A 20,591-nucleotide genomic window follows, 5' to 3' on the forward strand; every position below is an offset into this window, starting at 1 on the left:
TAGCAGAGTGCAGTGGCTACTCGACCCCCTGATGGTGTCCTTCGTCCGGCGCGCGCTCTTCGCGGGAATGCTGGTGTCCGTCCTCTGCGGCCTGGTGGGCACGTGGGTCGTGTTGCGCGGCATGGCCTTCATGAGCGAGGCCATCTCACACGGCATGCTGCCCGGGGTTGCCGTCGCCTATCTCGCCGGCGCGAATCTCCTCCTCGGCGCGGCCGCGAGTGCGGTCGTCATGATCCTCGGCGTCGCCTGGGTGTCGAAGAATTCGCGACTGTCCGAAGACACCGGGATCGGCCTGCTGTTCGTCGGCATGCTCGCACTGGGTGTCGTGATCGTCTCGCGCGCACGGTCGTTCGCGGTCGATCTCACAGCCTTCCTGTTCGGTGACGTCCTGTCGGCGACACGGGGAGATCTGGTCTGGCTCGCGGTGGCGGCCGCGGTCGCCGGGATCGTCTCGGTGATCGCATACCGCCCCTTCGTCGCCCTCGTCTTCGACGAACGCAAGGCCCACACCCTGGGTCTGCAGCCGCGGTGGGCGCACCTCGCGCTCCTCGCACTGGTGGTCCTCGCGGTGGTCGCCTCGTTCCGCATCGTCGGCACCCTGCTCGTGTTCGGCCTCCTCGTCGCTCCATCCGCTACCGCAGCACTGTTCGGCAGGTCGATCGGCGCGACGATGGCGATTGCCGTGCTCCTCGGCTGGTCGGCCACCTTCGCCGGGCTGATCGTGTCGTGGAATGCCGACACCGCCGCGGGCGCGACGATCGCCGGAATCGCCGTGCTCCAGTTCTTCGTCGCGGCCCTGGCCCGGTCGGCGGCGCGACGACTTCGGCCTGCCCTCTTGCCCACTCCGATTCCCGTTCGATAGATGGAGACCACGAATGCCGAACACGACCCTCGCCCGCGCAGCAATTGCCGCGGTCGCCGCGCTGACGCTCGGCGCCTGCGCATCCCCACAAGAGGAGGCCGCATCCCCCGACGGCCGGAACCAACCGGGTAGCGACCTTGCCGCCGAGGCCGGATCCACCGAGGTCGAGGGGCCCGAACCTCGGCTCGTCGTGTCGGACGCCGACTCCGGTCGCGTGGACGTGCTCGACCTCGCGACGGCAGAGACTCTCCATTCGTTCGAGTTCGACAACCCGACGCGGGTGACGACGGTGAAGGACCGCTACGCGTTCGCCGTGGACGGCGCCGGCGGTGCCGTGCATGTGGTGGACGCCGGTTCCTGGACCATCGATCACCGGGACCACACCCACTCGTACACCAAGCCACCGGTCGAACTCGGCGCCCTCGAGGGCGGCAAGCCGGCGCACGTGATCGAAGGCGACGACAAGGTGGCGACGTTCTTCGACGGCGACGGACTCGCCCGCGTGATCGACTTCGCCGCGCTCCGCAAGGACAGCATCGACGTCGGGACCGTCGTGGACGCCGACGCACCGCACCACGGCGTCGCCCTCCCGATCGCCGACGGTTTCGTGGTGTCGCGCTCGGCCGCGAACGGAACCGGTTCCCGCCCCGGCACGTTCGAGGTCCACACGGCGGACGGGCAGGTCGAGCAGAGCTTCGACACCGCCTGCCCGAACATACAAGGCACGGCCGTGTCCGACACGGGCGTACTGGCCGCGTGCGACGACGGACTGTTCCTCGCGACCACCGCGGCCGGGGCGTGGACGTCGGAGAAGGTTCCGTACCCGGCGGGCATCGACGCCGCCACCCGACCCACGTCGTTCCGCGGACACGACGGCCTGCCGATCCACGTCGCCGCCGCCGGACCCGCCGCCACCAACGTCGGGGTGCTGGTCTTCGATGCACGCACCCGCGGGTGGACGCAGGTCCGGACCCCGGATCGCGCGCTGAGCGTCGCAGTGGCGGGCGACGGTCGCTCCGTGTTCGCGGTCCTCGCGGACGGCACCTTCCGTATGTACGACACGACGACCGGCGCGGAGACCGCTTCCTCGCACGTGCTGGCCACCCCCTACGACTGGAGCGACGAGTCCGCGACCCCGCCTGCCGTGGTCGTCGGCGGCACCCGCGCGTACGTCTCGGATCCCGCATCGAAGACGGTGACCGAGATCGACTTCCGGGACAACGCGCGGGTGGCGCGGACTCTCGACGTCGGAGTCGCCGCGTCCACCCTCGGCGTGGTCGGGCTGTGAGCAAAATGCGGCGCCTACTGCCGCTGACCCTCCTGACCGCACTCGCGGCACTGTCCGTGACCGGGTGCACCCCGGGCGCGTCCGACGGGCCCGTGGTGGTCGTGACCACGAACATTCTGGGCGACGTGGTGCAGAACGTCGTCGGCGACCAGGCCGACGTGAAGGTGCTGATGCCGAGAGGCGCCGATCCCCATTCGTTCGAGATCTCCGCATCGGACGCCGCGCGCGTGGAGCGTGCCGACCTCCTCGTGTCGAACGGTCTCGGACTCGAGGAGGGAATCGGCAAGACCGTCGACACCGCACGCTCCGAGGGTGTCCCGATCCTGCAGGTCGGTGAGGCCGTGCGGCCGATCGAGTACCGTTCCGGAAAGTCCACGGGCACCATGGATCCGCACATCTGGACCGATCCGGACCGGGTACGCGAGGCTGTTGCACTGATCCGCGACGCGGTGATCGAACACGTGCCGGAGATCGATGCGGGAGCCGTCCGCACGAACTCGGACAGCTACGCCCGGCAACTCGAGGAACTCACTGCCCGGATGGCGGACAGATTCGCGACCGTCCCCGCAGATCGGCGAAAGCTGGTGACCAATCATCATGTCTTCGGTTATCTGGCCGAACGTTTCGGCTTCGATACCGTGGGGGCGGTGATTCCCAGCGGAACCACCCTGGCGTCGCCCAGCGCGTCGGACCTCTCGGACCTCGCCGCGACGATCACCGCGGCGAGGGTTCCCGCGATCTTCGTCGACTCCTCCCAGCCCGATCGGCTCGCGCAGGTAATGGCCTCGGAGGCCGGTGTTCCCGTGGACGTCGTCTCGCTGTTCACGGAGTCACTGGGCGAGTACGGCTCGGGCGCGGGCACGTACATCGAGATGATGGATTCGAATTCCCTGGCGATCGCGGAGGGCCTGGCGTAGCGATGCATTCACACATGCACACTTCCGACTTTGACAACCGTTTGCATTAAGAGTTAATTCTCCTGGGTGACCCTTATGCGTAGACCTCTCCCCACCGCCGTTGCCGCCGTGGCACTCTCGGCGACACTTCTCACGTCCTGCTCCACCGACTCCGGCGCGGCCGAAGCGACCACCACCAACTCGGCCGCACCGCGGCTGGCACTGAGCTACGACGGCGGCGTGCTGGTTCTCGACGCGCAGAGCCTCGACGTGGTCGGTTCTGCCGAGGTGGACGGATTCACCCGGCTCAACCCCGCAGGCGACGACCGGCACGTGCTGGTCAGCACCGGAAACAGTTTCACCGCCCTCGACACCGCCGAACCTGCCCTCACCGACGTCGCGTTCGAGGCGAAGACGCCCGGCCACGTGGTCCGGCACGACGGCAAGACGATGCTGTTCGACGACGGCACCGGACTGGTGCGCGTGTTCGATCCGGCCGGACTCTCCGAAGGAACACCCGACACCACCGAGTACACGACGCCCGAGGCGCATCACGGAGTGGCCGTGGAACTCTCGGACGGCAGCCTGCTCACCACCGTCGGCAACGAGGACGAGCGCACCGGCATCGTCGTACTCGACCGCGACCGCAAGGAGATCGCACGCAACGAGGACTGCCCCGGTGTGCACGGCGAGGCCGTCGCCGCCGACGAGACGGTGGTGGTGGGATGCCAGAACGGCCTGCTGATCTACCGGGACGGCGTCATCACCAAGGTCACCAGCCCCGATCCCTACGGGCGCATCGGCAACCAGGCCGGCGACGAGGATTCACCGATACTGCTGGGCGATTACAAGACCGACCCCGACGCCGAACTCGAGCGCCCCGAACGGGTCTCGCTCACCGACACCGCCACCGGACAACTCACCCTCGTCGACCTGGGCACCAGCTACACGTTCCGCTCGCTCGGGCGCGCCCCGCACGGTGAGGCACTCGTCCTCGGCACCGACGGCGCCGTGCACGTGATCGACCCGAACAGCAAGGCGGTGAGCCGCACTGTCGACGTCCTCGATCCGTGGACGGAGCCGGACAAGTGGCAGTCGCCGCGGCCCGCGCTGTACGTGCAGGACCACACCGCCTATGTGACCGATCCCGCGAAGAAGAAGATCCACACGATCGACCTCGACACCTGGACCGTATCCGGCCAGGCCGACCTGCCGGAGATCCCGAACGAGATCACCGGCGTCACGGGCTGATTCGCATACCGTGGCGTCAGCCTTCGGTTTCCAGCGGTCCCAGTTCCGCGTCGAGCGCCTCCTGCACCACGGCCATCGCCGACAACCCGGCGGGGGCGCCGCAGTAGGCGCTCGCGTGGATCACCGCTTCGACGACCTCGGTGCGGGTCAGACCGTTTCGCAGTGCACCCCGCACGTGACCCTTCAGCTCACCGTGTGCACGCAGCGCGATGAGCATGCCGAGGTTGAGGAGGCTGCGGCTTCGCCGGTCCAGCCCCGGCCGGTTCCACACGGCGTCCCAGACGTGCTCGGTGACGAACTCCTGCAGCTGCTCGCTGTCGGTCCCCGCCGTGCGAGTGAGTGCCCGCTCGACGAAGTCGGGGCCCATCACCTCACGCCGTACCGTCAGACCCGCCTCGACGGCCGGACTCCGCTTCCCGGGTTCTTCACTGGTCATGAGTTCACTCCTGTTCACAGCGCCTACGTGTTCGGGAGTCACTCTACGAGTCGACGCGATCGGCGCGGGTGAGTGCGACGACGTCTCGGACGGAGTGGGCGTGCGGGATGTGCCCGAGCCCACCCTCGTACCGCAGCCTCCGCGGGAGCAGCCCGTCGGCCGGGTTGACCGACGCGTGGGTCCGCGAGCGGGCCACCCTCGATCGCCATCGTCCCGGCCGCGACACGCGCTCGGTCGCGTCGCCGACCCTCACCACAAGTGGAGTGACACCGAACCGGATCCGGGCGTAGCCGAGCGCAACCGCCAGGGCGTCGTTCACCCCGGCCACCGTCGCACGACCACGCTTCCCCGTGCTCAACCCGTGCCCGGGGAGGTCCACGACGACGACGTCGAACCCGTTCTCCGCCAATTCCGCGGCGAACGGGGTGAGATACCGCGCGTGGAGTCCGGGTGCCGCGGGCAGGACCACGGTGGCTGCGCCGCCCGACTCCACGGTGGCTGCGCCGCCCGACTGCGCCGCGTGAATCTCGGCGTGCACGGCCCCGGTCGCCGCGGGAATCTGGACGTGTTCGAGCCCGCGACCGTCGACGCCGACGAATTCGGATGCCGGCTCCAGCGCCGCCTCGCAGGCGATGCGGCGCTCCAGGGCATCTTCCCTGCGCAGCACGGGTTTCCCCTGCAGAAGGATCATGACGGCCGCCGACTCCCGGGCCGTCAGCGTCGGTGCCCAGCCGGTTGCCTCGGTCAGGCGCGTCGAATCGACGACGGTCTCGCCCGCGGTCACCCACTGGCCGGAGTAAATATTCACAGAGACACCCCTCGACACCGTTGACTGGCCGGTGGGTGGTGGATCAGCAGATGTACATGATCGGCGTCGCCATTGCACTCGGTCAGCGTCACACCGAACTTGTCACACCCCTCTGCCATGATCTCCTCACAGTGAATGAGCATCGGATCAGAACGCGCCTCGCCGATACTCTTTGGGCCACAAAATATTCGACCCGGCGCGCGGTGAAGGGGGTGCGGGTGTGAAACGGGTGGTGAAGATAAAACTCGCACCCACCGACGCGCAGGCGCATGCCCTGCACGAGACGCTGGTGTTGTGTAACACCGCCGCCGACGTGGTGTCACGGGTCGCGCAGGCCGTCGCGGATCGCCGCGCGTTCGCCCTGCAGAAGGCCGTCTACCACCAGTTGAAGGCGCTGGGGCTGTCGGCGCAACCGGCGGTCCGCACGATCAAGAAGGTCGCGGACGCCTACGCGACGCGGGGCGCGAACCTTGAGGCCGGTAATTATGGCCCGCGTGGCGGCAAACGCGCCACGGATATCGCCGCCACGGCGATCGGGTTCCGGGCGTTGGCGGCGCAACCGTTCGACGATCGGTGCCTGTCCTGGCAACAGCAGGATTCGACGGTCAGCATCTGGACGTGCGAAGGTCGACTCAAGGCAGTGCGGTACGTGTGCGCGCCGTGGCAGCGCGAACTCCTGGAGCACCGTTGCGGTGAAACAGATCTCGTGTTCCGCGACAACATGTGGTTCCTCTACGCGACTGTCGACGTCCCGACACCCGAACCGGTGGTGGTCCAGGAGTTCCTCGGCGTCGATCTGGGGATCGTGAACCTCGCGGTGACCTCTGATGACACGGCTGCGTCGGCGGACTGGTCCGGTGGGGCCGTCACGGCGCGCCGCACCAAGTACGCGCGGACCCGGCGGGCCCTGCAAAAGGTCGGGTCGAAGTCGGCGAAGCGGAAGTTGCGAGGGCGTCGTGAGAAGGAGCATCGGTACGCCACCGATATCAATCATCAGATTTCGAAGACTATTGTTGCCCAGGCGCAACGCACCGGTCGTGGGATTGTCCTGGAAGACCTTTCCGGGATCCGCGAGCGGGTACGGCTGGCCAAGACTCAGCGGCAACAACTGCACTCGTGGGCGTACGCGCAGTTGCGGGACTTCCTGACCTACAAAGCCGTGTCGGTGGGCGTTCCCCTGGTGGTGATCGATCCACGTAACACCTCGCGGACGTGCTATCCGTGCGGACACGTCGACAAGGCGAACCGGACCACACAGGATCGGTTCGTGTGCCGGATGTGTGGGCATGTCGATCAGGCAGATCACAATGCCGCGTTGAACATCGCCTACCTCGGGTATGTGCAGTACACGACTACGACGCGAAGTCATCGGGCCGTCTAATCAACCGGCCTACAGTCGGCGGGTCCCTGACAGCCAGTCAGGGACGCGACTGGCAAACCCGGCCCTTCAGGGCCGGATACGTTGATAGCCATCGATACCAATCTCCCCGCGGTGTGCACGATCGGGATTCCTCCGTTGATTCGGAGCGTCGCCGATCCGGTTTGGTGACCGACGCCGACCAGGCAGGTCGGATAGGCCATCGCTCGTGCCCCTGTGGATATTTCGGGAGATCCGGCTTTTCGAGAACAATTCGAGGATTGTCATGACCGCATTGATGGCCCGTGAACACGCAGCGCTGACGTCCTTTCTGCTCGGCCTTGCCACCTACCTGGACGAGACACACCTGCTCACGCTCGAAGGCAGAGACAGCGGAGCGATCGGTCGCTTCGGGGCCCAGGCGGCACCGCACTGACCATCTCCAAGGAATCCGGCGGGCTGGGGCCGTGCGGGTGCAGCGGGCGATCGCGCTGATCCCCGCCGACCTCGTTCTCCTCAACGGCGCCGACGACCCCGACGGCCGACACGAGATGACCGGGTACCTGTGGTTCGGCATGCTCGTCACCGCGAATTACCTGGGCGCGGCGAGCGCGCTGCTCGAGCGGCTACTGGCGGCGGGCAAGGACGACTACGAGGGTTACGTGCGCGCCGCCGCCGACGTGGAGAACGCGATGGCCGCGATCGAGAACATCGCCCGCGCCGTCGACGAAGGCGAACGCGGACAAGACATCTCGGTGCGGCTACTGTTCTCGCGCATTGCGATTCGTGACGCGCTCGTCCGCGCCTCCGCGGCGGCCGTCGAATCGCTCGGCGGGATCGCGTTCATCACATCCTCCGACATCGGCTACCTCACCGCCGCCGTCCACGCATTCGCCTTCCACCCGCCGTCACGGCGATCGGTCTCCGAATCGCTCGCCAAGTTCCACGCCGGAGACGAATTCGCCTTCGTCTGACCCGCCGCGGTCCGCGCTGTCGGTGATCCGGGATATAAAGGTCCCGGACCACCGACCGGCTGCCCAGGAGCTGTGATGCCCACCGAACACGACGTGCGCGCGATGATGCTGGCCTTGCCGGAGACGCACGAGGTGGTGATCGCCAACTGGGGCGACCAGCCGACGTTCCGCGTGCGCAAGAAGATGTTCGGTCTCGTCGGTTACGGCGCCCCCACCGTCTGCCTCAAAGCGACGAAGGAAACGCAGGCGGCTCTGCTGCAGGAGGATCCCGACGTCTTCCTGGTCGCACCGTTCTTCGGGCGGTGGGGCTGGATCGACGTCGTCCTCGACCGCGTCGACGCCGAAGAACTGGCCGAACTCGTCGAGGAGGCGTGGCGTCTCACCGCCCCGAAGCGGGTCGTGGCGGCGTACGACGCGGGGCGCGCTACCCCTCGTCGGTCGTGAACCGCCCGAGCTGGTGGCGCAGCGCCGTGTCGAGGTCGGGGCGGCGGAACCGGTGACCGCGTTCGATTAGTTTGCCCGGGGCGACGCGCTGATCGGCGAGGGCGAGTTCGCGTGCGCCCTGCTCGCCGAGCAGGAGCTTCGGCCCGAAATCGGGTACCGGAAGGAAGGCCGGGCGGTGCAGTACCGACGCCAGGACCGCGGTGTACTCCTCGTTGCGAACCGGATTCGGCGCCACCGCGTTGACCGGACCGCTCAACCCCGAATCGACGACGGCGCGATGGTAGACGTCGATCAGATCGTCGATGTCGATCCACGACAGCCACTGCGTTCCGGCACCGAGACGACCTCCGAGTCCGACCTCGAACAGCGGCCGTTGCAGGCGCAGCACGCCGCCGCTCGGCGATTGGACGATCCCGGTGCGGACGTGGACCACCCGCAGTCCGGCGTCGGCGGCCGGCGTCGCCGCGTCCTCCCAGTGCGCCACGACGTCGGCGAGGAAGCCGTCGCCCCGCGGGTCCTGCTCGTGCAGCACTTCGTCGCCCCGGTCGGGGCCGTAATACCCGATCGCCGACGCACTGACGAAGATCATCGGTCCCTGCCCGGACGCTGCCGCCACTTCCGCCAGCCGACGGGTGGGCTCGATACGACTGTCCCTGATCGCCCGGCGATGACCGTCGGTGAACCGTCCCGCGATGGACGCGCCGGCGAGGTGGATCACCGCGTCGACTCCGTCGAGCAGGTCCGCGGCAGGAGCGTCCGGGTTCCAGCGCCGTTCGTCGGGTGTGCTGGGAGCGCGGCGCACGAGACGGATCACCCGGTGCCCGCCGGTGCTCAGGAACGCGGTGAGAGCGGAGCCGACCAGACCGGAACTCCCCGTCACCGCGACGGTGAGGGGACCGGGCAGGAGGGTGGACGCCCAGTGGTGCCGGTCCATGTCGTCGGCGAGCTGGCGGTGGCGGTAGACGAACGTCGACCGGAGGAAGTGGCCGGGCACGATGGTGTCGACCTGGTCGGTGACCCGGGTCCGGCCCTCGGACACGACGTCGAACGTGTGCGTGTGCCGCCACGGCACCAGCAGTCGCAGCGGCAGCGCGGCCGAATAGTCGACGAACCGGTGCGGAGGGTCGTACGCCTTCGCGTCGTGCTGCGCGATCCACGTCAGGCCACCGGGCATGCGCAGTTCGGCACGACCCGATTCCAGAGACTCGGACTCCTTCGCGAGACTCAGTGGCTGCCAGGGCGGTGAGAGCCGGGTGAACGCCCCGGCCCTCGTGTGCCAGGCGAACAACTCGTCCCGCGAGGCCTCGACCACACTCGAATGTACGATGCCCATGCCCCGACCTTAGCCGCGATGGCGGGCGAGGCGGTGACAACGACGGGTAGCGTGTGGGAATGACGCAGTTACGTGTACTGGTCACCGGTGCCACCGGATACATCGGCGGACGCCTCGCCCCCAGGCTTTCGCAAGCCGGCTACCGGGTGCGGGTGCTGGTGCGTTCACCCGAGAAACTGACCGACGTTCCGTGGGCGTCCGACGTCGAGATCGTCCGCGGCGACCTGAGCGATCCCGAATCCCTTTCTGCCGCTTTCACGGACGTCGACGTCGTCTACTACCTCGTGCATTCGATGGGCGGTTCGGAGGAGTTCGAGGAGGCCGAACGCGTCAGCGCGGAGAACGTGGCCGACGCGGCCCGCACGTCCGGTGTCGGCCGGATCGTCTACCTCGGCGGACTGCATCCCGACTCGGTGGACCTCTCGCCGCACCTGCGCTCCCGCACACAGGTGGGGCAGATCCTCGTCGACTCCGGTGTTCCCACAATGGTTCTGCAGGCCGGGGTTGTCATCGGCTCCGGTTCGGCGTCGTTCGAGATGATCCGCCACCTCACCAACCGGCTCCCCGTGATGACCACCCCGCGGTGGGTGAACAACCGGATCCAGCCGATCGCGGTCCGCGACGTGCTGCACTACCTCGTCGCCGCGGCCGAGGCGCCGTTGCCGCGCAGCCGCACCTTCGACATCGGTGGCCCCGACGTCATCCGCTACGGCGAGATGATGCAGACGTACGCCGAGGTCGCGGGCCTGCGTCAGCGTCGCATCCTCGTCCTCCCGGTGCTGACCCCGAAGCTCGCCGGTCTGTGGATCGGTCTGGTCACCCCGATCCCCCGCTCACTCGGGCGGGCACTGATCGAATCACTCCACAACGATGCCGTCGCCACCGAGCACGACATCGACGACGTCATCCCACCGCCGAAGGCGGGCCTGACGACGTACCGGGACGCCGTGCGATTGGCGTTGCGGCGCATCGACAACGGCGAGGTGGAGACGACCTGGGCCAGTGCGTCCCCGGTCGGCGCCCCGTCCGATCCGTTGCCGTCCGACCCGGATTGGGCCGGTGAGGTCGTCTACACCGACGAACGCACCAGGGACTGCGAAGCGGACGCCGGAACGCTGTGGAGCGTCGTCGAGAGCATCGGCGGCGAGAACGGGTGGTACTCGTTCCCACTCGCGTGGTCGGTGCGCGGCTGGCTCGACCGCGTGGTCGGCGGTGTCGGACTCACCCGCGGACGCCGGAACCCGAAGCAGCTCAACACCGGTGACCCCTTGGATTTCTGGCGGGTCGAACACATCGACCGGGGGTCTCTGCTACGGCTGCGCGCCGAGATGCGGGCACCGGGCGGGGCGTGGCTCGAATGGCGAGTCCACAGTGTGGATTCCGACCGGTCCCGACTCGATCAACGAGCCATCTTCTTCCCGAAAGGCCTCGCCGGACGGCTGTACTGGTACTCCATCATGCCGTTCCACGGAATCATCTTCAAAGGCATGATGGAGAACATCACCGGCTCGGCTGCCCGTCAGACCGTGCAGAGCGGCTGAATTCCTTCTCGGCCACCGGTGGTCGGGGACGTCAGCAACAGGCACGAGTTGTAGCCACGCGATTCCACCACCTGCCGGATCTGCTTCCATCCCGCGTCGTCGACCGCCGGGTTGCGGGAGAGGACGAAACCCGAAGCCCGTGCCGGGTCACCGACGAGCGCCCACGAGTAGTCGTCGGCGATGTAGGTGACCACATAGTTGGTGGGCCCGTCCGGTGAACTCTGGAACGGCACGTCCGGGAAACTCACGTGGAGTTGCGCATTGGTGACCGGATCGGTGACGCGCGCGTTGCCGTTGATTCCGTTCGTCCCTCCCGCCCAGGTGGTGCACGAGTTGGCGACGCTGACGTTCGACGGGTCGACGAGCCCGTACGTCGCCCTGGTGTCCCGCGCACAGTCCAGGTTGAACGGCTGTGGCACAGCGGCCAACTGATACCACGTACCGAGGTACCTCTGGACGTCGAGAGACGGGACGGGTGCGAGCGCACCGGGCTGAGCCTGTGCCGGGCTCGCCGCCAGCACCACGGCCGCAGCCGCGGTCAGCAGTCCTGCGGCGAATCCACGTACCTTCGAACGTGACATCTCGGGTCCTTTCACGATAAACGGGCAGCCGGAACAGAGGGCCTGTCCAGCACCCTCTCTCAGGGCATTCGACGCCCCTCCCGGATCGGATGGGTCGATCCGGGAAAACCTTCGACCCATCCGATCGGGAGACCGCTCCGAATGCCTGTCGATGGTGCTCATCCGCACCCACACCGGAGAGAGGCAATAACCCATGAACATCACCACACGAGTTCTGGCAGTCGCAGCGAGCACATCCCTCGTCCTGCTGGGTGCAGCGTGTTCGTCGGACGACAGCGACTCGTCGAGCAGCGGCTCGGCCTCGGAGGCAATGACGTCCGAGTCGATGTCGTCCGGTTCGATGACCTCGTCCGCGATGGCCGATCCCGCCGCCAACCTGGTCGGTCCGGGCTGCGCCGAGTACGCGAAGACGGTGCCGGACGGTGCCGGTTCGGTCAGTGGCATGGCGCAGGATCCGGTCGCGACGGCCGCGTCCAACAACCCACTGCTCACCACCCTCACCGCCGCCATATCCGGTCAGCTCAACCCGCAGGTCAACCTGGTCGACACGCTGAACCGCGGGCAGTTCACGGTGTTCGCGCCGGTGGACGCCGCGTTCGCGAAGGTCGACCCAGCCACCATCGAGACTCTCAAGACCGACGCGGCGCTGCTCACCAAGGTCCTGACCTACCACGTCGTCCCCGGCCAGATCGCGCCGAGTGACATCGACGGCCAGCACACGACCGTCGAGGGTGGCACGGTCACCGTCACCGGTTCGGGCGACGACCTGAAGGTCAACGACGCCGGCGTCATCTGCGGTGGCGTCCAGACCGCCAACGCCACGGTGTACCTGATCGACTCCGTCCTGATGCCCCAGTAAGCACCCTCGTCTCACAGTTCTCCGCGCCCGGCGGCATCGGTCCCACACCGATGCCGCCGGGCTTCTCGCGTGCGCTTACGTGAGTGCCACGGTGTGCTCGGGCACGCTTCGCCACTCACGTGAGCGGGTGCTGGTCCGCCCATCCGACACAAAGTCAGCTCCGAATAACGGTTATGGAGAAAGGCTCACCCACCGCCCCGGCGTACGTACTCGTGCTGCCCGGCGGCAAACCACGCAGTCAGGCACCCTCGCGGTTCTGGCACTTGTCGAATCTGCGCATGACCTGGATGGCCTGGTCTCTGAGGTGCACGCTCGGCCGGCACGGAATCGTCGTGGAGCGGCTGCAGTACCGGGTCCGCGGATGGAACGCCCCCGAGACCAGCCCGGTGCACGACGCCCGGGTTGCCGTCGAGCGGGCCCGGCTGCGGTTCGGGGACGTCCCCGTCGCCGTCGTCGGACATTCGATGGGCGGCCGCGTCGCCGCTCACCTCGCTGCGCTCGACAACGTGCGGGCGATCGCCGCGCTCGCACCCTGGTGGCCCGAGTCCGACGGCGAACTGGTGCCTGCCGACCGCAGCCTGATGGTCGCGCACGGAACCGCCGACCGTTGGACGGATCCCACCTCTTCCCGGGTCCAGACCGAGCGGGTGCTGGCTCGCGGGGTGAACGCCTCGTGGACTCCCCTGCCGGGAGCCGGACACTTCATGCTCACCCGGCCTCGCTGGTGGCATCGCATCACCGCCGATTTCGTTCTCGACGCCTTCGCTGCGGAAGGTGTCGTCGCCGCACCGACAGACCGGAAAGCAGGTCGCCATGCATGATTCGGAGAAGCTCGAACGCAGGAACGTCGCGGTGATCGGCAGCGGCGTCGCAGGGTTGACCGCCGCCTACGTTCTGTCCCGCCACGACCGCGTCACCCTCTACGAGGCCGACGCCCGTCTCGGCGGTCACGCCCACACCCACCACCTGGCACTCGACTCGGGCGCAGAAGTGGACGTCGACACGGGCTTCATCGTGCACAACGACCGCACCTACCCCACCCTGCTGCGCCTGTTCGCCGAACTCGACGTGGCCACCCAGGATTCGGACATGTCGATGTCGATCCGATCCGATGTGAGCGGGCTCGAATACGCAGGCGCGAAGGGGATCCGCGGGCTGTTCCCCACCACGCGCACCCTGGCCCGGCCGCGGTACTGGCGGATGCTCGGCGAGGTTCTTCGATTCCACCGCTGCGCCCGTGCCGTGCTCGACACCCCGGCCGACGAGGCTGGTGCGCAGGAACCGCTGCGCGAGTTCCTGAGCCGCAACGGTTTCAGCCCGTACTTCGTCGAGAACTTCATGACACCGCTCGTCGCGGCGGTGTGGTCGTGCGATCCCACGACGGCGGCGCATTATCCGGCTCGCTACCTGTTCAGGTTCCTCGAGCACCACGGAATGCTCACCGTCTTCGGGTCACCCACGTGGCGCACCGTGACGGGTGGCTCCGCCCGCTACGTCGAGAAGGTGGCGGCCCACCTCGACGAGATACTTCTCGACACCCCCGTGCAGAAGGTGGAACGCACCCCGGACGGCGGCGCGTGCGTCGTCGACGGCCGCGGCGACGTCCGGTACTTCGACGCCGTGGTGGTCGCCGTTCACCCCCGTCAGGCGCTCGCCATGCTCGGCGACGCCTCGAACCTCGAGACCGAGATCCTCGGCGACATGCCGTATTCGGTGAACCACGCCCAGCTGCACACCGACGAGTCGCTGCTCCCCCGCGCGGAGAACGCCCGGGCCTCCTGGAACTACCTGACGCCCGCCGACAGCACGGACGCCACGGGCGTCATCGTCACCTACGACATGACCCGGCTCATGCGCCTGGACACGGTGCGCGACCGGCGGTTCCTCGTCACACTCGGTGGCAAGCACCTCGTCGACCCGTCGAAGGTCGTCGCCGAGATGACGTACGAGCACCCCGTCTACACCCCCGATTCCGTGGCCGCGCAGTCGCGGTTACACGAACTCGGTTCCGGCACCTTCGCCTTCGCGGGCGCCTACCACGGCTGGGGGTTCCACGAGGACGGGGCGCTCTCGGGCCTGCGCGCCGCCGAACGGATCGGCGGATCGTGGGATGCGCACGCCGGGCGACACCGCGAACGGGAGACGGTGTCGTGACCGCGCCGGCGATCTATTCGACGACGATCCGGCACGCACGCACCGAACCCGTCCGCAACAGTTTCGAGTATTCGAGCTACAGCTGGTACGTGGACGTCGACGACCTTCCGCACCTACCCGGGTGGCTCGGTCCGTTCGCCCGCTTCCGCGCCGAGGACCACTTCGAACCCGGCTCCGGTGCCGGCGCGGACACGCTGCGCGCCCGGGTGGATGCGTTCCTCGCCACCCACGGAGTCGACCTCCGCGGCGGGACGGTGACGGCGCTCCTCAACGCGCGGGTGCTCGGCTACGTGTTCAACCCGCTCAGCGTGTACTGGTGCCACGACGTCGACGGCAGCCTCCGCTGCGTGATCGCCGAGGTGCACAACACCTATGGTCAGCGGCACAGCTACCTGATCCGGCCCGACGGCAGCGACCGCGCCGAGGTGGACAAGCAGTTCTACGTCTCCCCGTTCAACGACGTGAGCGGCCGATACGAGATGCGGTTCCCCGAGCCGGGCGACAGGCTCTCGCTGAACGTGGTGCTCCACCGGGACGGGCACGCCCCGTTCACCGCGACGGTGCGGGGAACGCGGCAGCCCGCCACCCGCCGGACGGTCCTGAGGACTCAACTACGCACTCCCCTGGCACCTCTCGTGGTGTCGGCTCGCATTCGTATCCAGGGAATCACTTTGTGGGCCCGTGGACTCCCCGTCACGGCTCGGCCCGACGGCCGGCAGAAGGAGACAGTTCAGTGAGAAGGAACAAGGACACCGGCATGGACGCATCGCCTGCCGTGAGTACCGCCGACCTCGAGTTCACCGGGGAGGATCCGCGGATCGACAACCGGATCTGGCCTGGCCTGGCCGACGTGCCGACCGGTCCGCGTGCCTCGATGTCGGCGAAGGTCGCCGACCGCCTGTTCCGCCGCGCGGCCGCCGACCTCGACGTCCGCATCGAGTACCCCGACGGCACCCTGGTGGGGGCTCGCCGGGAGCAGGAAATCCTGCCGCGCATGATCATCCGCAACCCGGATGCGTTCGCCCGGCGGGTCGGGACGAGCGGCCTCATCGGTTTCGGCGAGTCGTACATGGCCGGTGATTGGACGTCGCCGGATCTCGCCGCGGTGCTGAGCGTGTTCGCCTCACGGATGGCGACCCTCATTCCCCGCCCGCTGCAACGGTTGCGCGCACTGTATGTCGCCAAACACCCCGCCCAGGAACGCAACACCGAGCAGAACACCCGCTCCAACATCTCCCGGCACTATGACCTGTCCAACGAGATGTTCGAGACATTCCTCGACGAGACGCTGACGTACTCGAGTGCACTGTTCTCGACGACCCCGACCCGCGTGGGGCAGGTCCGGGACGTGACGGTCCTGCGGGCACCCGTCCCACAGATCACCCCGAAGTGGGAGGACTTCGCGGACGCGCAGCGCCGCAAGATCGATCGGCTGCTCGACGAGGCCGGTGTCGGTGTGGGAACCAGGCTGCTCGAGGTCGGGACGGGCTGGGGAGAGCTGTGCATCCGGGCGGCGGAACGCGGCGCCGTGGTCCGCTCGGTGACGCTGTCCAGCGAACAGCAGAGCCTGGCCCGCCTGCGCGTCGCCGAGGCCGGCCACTCGGAGACCGTGCAGATCGACCTGCTCGACTACCGCAACGTTGACGGCGAGTACGACGCCATCGTGTCGGTCGAGATGATCGAGGCCGTCGGACATCAGTACTGGGCCACCTACTTCCGGGTGCTCGACAAACTCCTGGCTCCGGGCGGAAAGGTTGCGCTGCAGGCGATCACCATGCCGCACGATCGGATGCTGCAGACCCGCAACACCTACACCTGGGTGCACAAGTACATCTTCCCGGGCGGTTTCCTCCCGTCGACCGAGGCGATCGAATCCGTCACCGCCGAACACACCGCGTTGCGGGTGCTGGAGCGACTGAGCATGGGACAGCACTACGCGGAGACGCTCCGGCTGTGGAAGGACCGGTTCGCCGCGCACAGCGCGCAGGCGGAGGAACTCGGATTCGACGAGACGTTCCGCCGCATGTGGCATTTCTACCTCTGCTACTCCGAGGCCGGGTTCCGCTCCGGCTACATCGACGTCCAGCAGTTCGTCCTCGACAAGACGGGAGCATGACCGTGACCGTTGCCGCCGAACTCGACAAGGCGTTGCGTCCGCTCGTCCGCGGGGAATTGCCCGTTCATTTGACCGCGTGGGACGGCAGTACCGCCGGCCCGGTGACGGCGCCGAAGGTGGTGCTGCGCAGTCCCGACGCCCTGCGCCGATTGCTGTGGAGCCCCGGGGAACTCGGGGCCGCACAGGCCTACGTGACGGGTGAGATCGACGTCGAGGGCGACCTGGGCGAGGCCCTGGCACATGTGTGGGCGGTGGCGCGCGAGCGAGGTCTCAGCGGAGTCCGGCCGAGCCCGTGGACGGTCGCGAAGGTGCTGCGCGTCGCCGCGAAGCTGGGTGTCACGGGCGGGCCGCTCCCCGCACCCGCCGCACAGGCGAACATCCGCGGACGGCTGCACAGTCTGCTGCGCGACCGCGCCGCGATCAGTCACCACTACGATCTCTCCAACGATTTCTACGCCTTGATCCTGGACCCGCAGATGGCCTACTCGTGCGCCTATTTCACCCGGAATGCGCCGGGAACACCGCAGGATTCGGACTACGGACTCGAGGACGCCCAGCGGGACAAGCTCGACCTGGTGTGCCGCAAGATCGGACTCGAACCCGGCATGCGGCTGCTCGACGTCGGATGCGGCTGGGGATCGCTGAGCCTGCACGCCGCAGCCGAGTACGGTGCACACGTCGTCGGTGTCACCATCTCCCGTGAGCAGAAGGCGTTCGTCGACAAGCGGATCGCCGAGCGCGGGTTGCAGGACCGCGTCGAGATCCGTCTGCAGGATTACCGCGAGGTCCCCGACGGCCCGTTCGATGCCGTCGCCTCCCTCGAGATGGGCGAGCACGTGGGCGAGAAGAACTACGCCCGGTACGCGCAGGCCCTCTACGACAACGCGAAGCCCGGTGCGCGGGTCCTGATCCAGCAGATGTCCCGCACCGGACGCCATCCCGGCGGCGGCCCGTTCATCGAGTCGTTCATAGCTCCCGACATGACTATGCGTCCCGTCGGCGAGAGCGTCGCGTACCTCGAACGAGCCGGGCTCGAGGTACGCGACGTGCATGGTCTCCGTGAGCATTACGTCTGGACCGTCGAGGCGTGGCTGGAGAAGTTCGAGTCCCGCTGGGACGACGTCGTCGAGATGGTCGGGCTCGAGATGGCCCGGGTGTGGCGGCTGTACCTCGTCGGCGGCGGGATGAGCTTCGAGCAGGGCCGCATGGGCGTCGATCAGATCCTGGCCGTGAAGCCGACCGCGGCGGGTCGATCTCTCATGCCTGCCGTGCGGGTCGACTCCGCGGGATCCGGCGTGCTCCGATGAACGGATTCGACTGGTCGGACTTCGGCGCCGTCACCGCGGCGAGCGTTCTCGTGCTCGCCGTCCTCCAGGCCGCGACGTTCCTCGTCGGCCGGCGGATCGGACGCTACAACGTCGTCGACGTGTCCTGGGGCCTCGGTTTCGTCCTGGTGGCGCTCGTGGCCGCCGTCATCGGCGACGGCGACACACTGCGCCGCTGGCTGGTGGTGGTGCTCGTCGCCGTGTGGGGCCTGCGACTGACCTGGCACATGTACGCCAAGTCCGCAGGCAAGGGCGAGGACCCGCGCTACGTGGAGATGCTCGACCGGGCGGGCGGCGACTCGCCCGGTGTCGTCGTCAGGAAGATCTTTCTCACCCAGGGCCTCGCGCAGTGGTTCGTGTCGCTGCCGCTGCAAGTGTCGGCCGTCCTCGGTCCCGCATCCGGGCTCGGCGCGGTCGTCGGAGTGCTCGGCGTCCTCCTGTGGGTGGTGGGTGTCGTGTTCGAATCGGTCGGCGACCACCAGTTGAAGGCGTTCAAGGCGGACCCGTCCAACAAGGGCGAGATCATGGACGTCGGCCTGTGGGCGTGGACGCGGCACCCGAACTACTTCGGCGATTCCTGTGTGTGGTGGGGACTGTGGCTCATCGCGGCGAGCGTGTGGCCCGGAGCTCTCACTGTGCTGTCTCCGGTGGTCATGACGTATTTCCTGGTGTTCGCGACCGGCGCGAGGCTGCTCGAGAAGTCGATGTCGCAGCGACCCGGCTACCCCGAATACCAGCAGCGCACCAGCTATTTCCTTCCCTTGCCGCCGAAGCGGTGAGTGCCATGCCGGCATCGCTCGCATCCCCCCGAGTCCCATCGTGGTCACACCGGCCGCAACCTGCTATTAGGCTGTGGATCGATGAACGGAATGGGCCGATGACCGGCGTCGACAGGGACACGGAGAACGTGACGCTGACGGCGTTGCTGGCGCGTATCGCACAGGGCGAGCGGGATGCCTTCAGCGACTTCTACGAACGCACCAGCGCGCGGGTGTACGGGATGGTGCTGCGGGTTCTGCGCGATCCCGGATACAGCGAGGAAACCACCCAAGAGGTGTACCTGCAGGTCTGGAACAACGCGGAGAAATTCGATCCGAAGCAGGGGTCGCCGCTGTCGTGGCTGATCACCCTCGCCCATCGCCGTGCCGTCGACCGGGTGCGGTCCGAGCAGTCCGGCACCGAACGGGAAGCCGCCTACGGCGCCTCGAGTTGGTACGGACCGTTCGACGCCGTGTCGGAGGAAGTCACCCGACGCGGCGACACCAGCGACGTCGTCGATTGCCTCGGCACGCTCACCGAAGTCCAGCAGAGAACGGTGGTACTCGCCTATTACGGAGGGCTGACGTACCGAGAGGTGTCGGAACGGCTGTCCGTGGCGCTTCCCACGGTGAAATCACGAATTCGAGACGGATTGATCAGGCTCAAGCAATGTCTGGGGGTGCAGTTCGATGGATGAGTCCCAGCACGACATCCTCGACCTCGCTCAGGTGTACGCCCTCGACGCCGTCGACGATCAGCAGCGCCTCGAGATCGACACCGCGGTCCAGAGTGCACCGCCCCACGTTCGCCTGGAATTCGACACCGCCGTCCGCAGTGTGCACGAGACGATGGCCGCCCAGTCGGCGTCCACCGCGGTCGAGCCGCCCGCTCACCTGCTCGGGCGAATCCTCGATGCGTTGCCCGGCACTGCCGCTGCGCCCGCACCGATAGCGCTGGACGAGGTTCGTGCGCGCAAGCGCAGGCGTCTCGTGGCGGCGTTGAGTGCGGCGGCCGCGGTCGTCGTCCTCGCCGTGGGTGGCATCACCGTCGCTCAGCAGTTGCAGAGCGAGGACGGCCAACCCGTGCCCGCGCAGATCCTCGCGGCCGACGACGTCCGCACTGCGGTGGCACCGATCGCCGGTGGCGGTTCGGCCACCGTCGTGTACTCCAAGGACGTCGACGCCGGAGTGCTGGTGATGAACGACGTCCCGCCGCCCGCACCGGGTTCGGTGTATCAGATGTGGCTGCTCGGACCGTCGCACGAGCCGGTGTCCGCCGGAATCATGGAAGCCGATGACGTGTCACCGTCGACCACCGCGGTCGTGAACGACATCGACCAGTCCACGGAACTCGGATTCAGTGTGGAACCGCCCGGCGGTTCCACCCAGCCGACCGGCGACATCTTCGCGACGGTGAACCTCGCCTGATACGTGAGTGGCGAAGCGTCCCGCGGGACGCTTCGCCACTCACGTGGGGGGAACCGGGTCAGGCGTTGGCTGCTTTGTATTCGCGGCGGCGGCGGTGCAGGATCGGTTCGGTGTAGCCCGACGGCTGGCGGGTGCCGTCGAGGATGAGTTCCTTCGCGGCCTGGAAGGCGATGTTGGTGT

22 protein-coding genes are annotated in these 20,591 nt (G+C 67.8%); 18 read left to right on the forward strand and 4 right to left on the reverse strand.

Annotation, left to right across the window (positions count from 1 at the left end):
* Positions 1-7: 7 nt before the first annotated feature.
* The 4 genes from aztB (at position 8) to aztD (ending at position 4,297) form a co-directional block, all read left to right on the forward strand.
* Positions 8-862 (forward strand): zinc ABC transporter permease AztB, encoded by an 855-nt coding sequence (gene aztB, locus G9373_RS15900; RefSeq protein WP_054246559.1) that lies wholly within the window; start codon positions 8-10, stop codon positions 860-862.
* Between the two features lie 13 nt (positions 863-875).
* Positions 876-2,150, forward strand: a complete 1,275-nt coding sequence (locus G9373_RS15905; RefSeq protein ID WP_167115699.1) for an ABC transporter — start codon at positions 876-878, stop codon at positions 2,148-2,150.
* A 5-nt stretch (positions 2,151-2,155) separates the two neighbouring features.
* Positions 2,156-3,067: a zinc ABC transporter substrate-binding protein AztC gene (gene aztC, locus G9373_RS15910; protein ID WP_005566325.1), complete on the forward strand. Its 912-nt coding sequence runs from the start codon at positions 2,156-2,158 to the stop codon at positions 3,065-3,067.
* Between the two features lie 75 nt (positions 3,068-3,142).
* Positions 3,143-4,297: a zinc metallochaperone AztD gene (aztD, locus tag G9373_RS15915; protein WP_167115702.1), complete on the forward strand. Its 1,155-nt coding sequence runs from the start codon at positions 3,143-3,145 to the stop codon at positions 4,295-4,297.
* Between the two features lie 16 nt (positions 4,298-4,313).
* On the opposite strand, the gene G9373_RS15920 is transcribed toward aztD, so the two are convergent.
* Positions 4,314-4,733 (reverse strand): carboxymuconolactone decarboxylase family protein, encoded by a 420-nt coding sequence (locus G9373_RS15920; RefSeq protein WP_167115705.1) that lies wholly within the window; start codon positions 4,731-4,733, stop codon positions 4,314-4,316.
* A gap of 43 nt (positions 4,734-4,776) precedes the next feature.
* Positions 4,777-5,541 (reverse strand): alpha/beta hydrolase, encoded by a 765-nt coding sequence (locus tag G9373_RS15925; RefSeq protein ID WP_240960523.1) that lies wholly within the window; start codon positions 5,539-5,541, stop codon positions 4,777-4,779.
* Between the two features lie 220 nt (positions 5,542-5,761).
* Between G9373_RS15925 and G9373_RS15935 the strand changes: the two genes are divergently transcribed.
* The 4 genes from G9373_RS15935 to G9373_RS15945 all read left to right on the forward strand — a co-directional run bounded on the left by G9373_RS15935 (position 5,762) and on the right by G9373_RS15945 (position 8,316).
* Complete coding sequence (locus G9373_RS15935; protein WP_167115708.1) at positions 5,762-6,922, forward strand: RNA-guided endonuclease TnpB family protein; 1,161 nt, start codon at positions 5,762-5,764, stop codon at positions 6,920-6,922.
* 262 nt (positions 6,923-7,184) lie between these two features.
* On the forward strand, positions 7,185-7,334 hold the full coding sequence (locus G9373_RS46455; RefSeq protein WP_005566332.1) for a hypothetical protein: 150 nt from the start codon (positions 7,185-7,187) through the stop codon (positions 7,332-7,334).
* A gap of 31 nt (positions 7,335-7,365) precedes the next feature.
* Positions 7,366-7,872 carry a hypothetical protein gene (locus G9373_RS15940; RefSeq protein ID WP_005566333.1) on the forward strand — a complete coding sequence of 169 codons (507 nt, stop codon included), beginning with the start codon at positions 7,366-7,368 and terminating at the stop codon, positions 7,870-7,872.
* A gap of 75 nt (positions 7,873-7,947) precedes the next feature.
* Positions 7,948-8,316, forward strand: coding sequence for an MmcQ/YjbR family DNA-binding protein (locus G9373_RS15945; RefSeq protein ID WP_054246554.1), 369 nt, complete (start codon positions 7,948-7,950; stop codon positions 8,314-8,316).
* Here the strand turns inward: G9373_RS15945 and G9373_RS15950 are convergent.
* Positions 8,297-9,649: a TIGR01777 family oxidoreductase gene (locus tag G9373_RS15950; protein ID WP_167115713.1), complete on the reverse strand. Its 1,353-nt coding sequence runs from the start codon at positions 9,647-9,649 to the stop codon at positions 8,297-8,299. The genes G9373_RS15945 and G9373_RS15950 overlap by 20 nt on opposite strands.
* A gap of 59 nt (positions 9,650-9,708) precedes the next feature.
* Here G9373_RS15950 and G9373_RS15955 point away from each other — a divergent pair, with 59 nt between their 5' ends.
* On the forward strand, positions 9,709-11,190 hold the full coding sequence (locus tag G9373_RS15955; RefSeq protein ID WP_167115716.1) for an SDR family oxidoreductase: 1,482 nt from the start codon (positions 9,709-9,711) through the stop codon (positions 11,188-11,190).
* On the opposite strand, the gene G9373_RS15960 is transcribed toward G9373_RS15955, so the two are convergent.
* A complete protein-coding gene (locus G9373_RS15960) occupies positions 11,169-11,771 on the reverse strand; it encodes a lipocalin family protein (protein ID WP_054246551.1) in 603 nt (200 codons plus the stop codon). The genes G9373_RS15955 and G9373_RS15960 overlap by 22 nt on opposite strands.
* Positions 11,772-11,964: 193 nt before the next feature.
* Here G9373_RS15960 and G9373_RS15965 point away from each other — a divergent pair, with 193 nt between their 5' ends.
* The 9 genes from G9373_RS15965 (at position 11,965) to G9373_RS16005 (ending at position 20,411) form a co-directional block, all read left to right on the forward strand.
* Positions 11,965-12,630, forward strand: a complete 666-nt coding sequence (locus G9373_RS15965; protein WP_167115719.1) for a fasciclin domain-containing protein — start codon at positions 11,965-11,967, stop codon at positions 12,628-12,630.
* Positions 12,631-12,803: 173 nt separating this feature from the next.
* Positions 12,804-13,451: an alpha/beta fold hydrolase gene (locus G9373_RS15970; RefSeq protein ID WP_005562253.1), complete on the forward strand. Its 648-nt coding sequence runs from the start codon at positions 12,804-12,806 to the stop codon at positions 13,449-13,451.
* The gene (locus tag G9373_RS15975; RefSeq protein WP_120661413.1) at positions 13,444-14,784 is read left to right on the forward strand and encodes an FAD-dependent oxidoreductase; all 1,341 of its coding nucleotides are present in this window, start codon (positions 13,444-13,446) and stop codon (positions 14,782-14,784) included. The genes G9373_RS15970 and G9373_RS15975 overlap by 8 nt, the downstream gene beginning before the upstream one ends.
* Positions 14,781-15,521 carry a DUF1365 family protein gene (locus G9373_RS15980; RefSeq protein WP_043787624.1) on the forward strand — a complete coding sequence of 247 codons (741 nt, stop codon included), beginning with the start codon at positions 14,781-14,783 and terminating at the stop codon, positions 15,519-15,521. Before G9373_RS15975 ends, G9373_RS15980 begins: the two co-directional genes overlap by 4 nt.
* The gene (locus G9373_RS15985) at positions 15,518-16,900 is read left to right on the forward strand and encodes a class I SAM-dependent methyltransferase (protein ID WP_167115722.1); all 1,383 of its coding nucleotides are present in this window, start codon (positions 15,518-15,520) and stop codon (positions 16,898-16,900) included. The genes G9373_RS15980 and G9373_RS15985 overlap by 4 nt, the downstream gene beginning before the upstream one ends.
* Positions 16,897-18,207, forward strand: a complete 1,311-nt coding sequence (locus G9373_RS15990) for a class I SAM-dependent methyltransferase (RefSeq protein ID WP_167115725.1) — start codon at positions 16,897-16,899, stop codon at positions 18,205-18,207. Before G9373_RS15985 ends, G9373_RS15990 begins: the two co-directional genes overlap by 4 nt.
* The gene (locus G9373_RS15995) at positions 18,204-19,004 is read left to right on the forward strand and encodes a DUF1295 domain-containing protein (protein ID WP_005562262.1); all 801 of its coding nucleotides are present in this window, start codon (positions 18,204-18,206) and stop codon (positions 19,002-19,004) included. The genes G9373_RS15990 and G9373_RS15995 overlap by 4 nt, the downstream gene beginning before the upstream one ends.
* A gap of 98 nt (positions 19,005-19,102) precedes the next feature.
* Entirely contained in the window at positions 19,103-19,681 is a 579-nt protein-coding gene (locus G9373_RS16000) for a sigma-70 family RNA polymerase sigma factor (protein ID WP_005259110.1), read from the forward strand.
* Positions 19,674-20,411, forward strand: a complete 738-nt coding sequence (locus tag G9373_RS16005; RefSeq protein ID WP_005562263.1) for an anti-sigma factor — start codon at positions 19,674-19,676, stop codon at positions 20,409-20,411. Before G9373_RS16000 ends, G9373_RS16005 begins: the two co-directional genes overlap by 8 nt.
* Positions 20,412-20,591: the final 180 nt, after the last annotated feature.

It is taken from the genome of Rhodococcus sp. A14 (genome assembly GCF_011603105.1).
Lineage (GTDB): Bacteria > Actinomycetota > Actinomycetes > Mycobacteriales > Mycobacteriaceae > Rhodococcus_F > Rhodococcus_F opacus.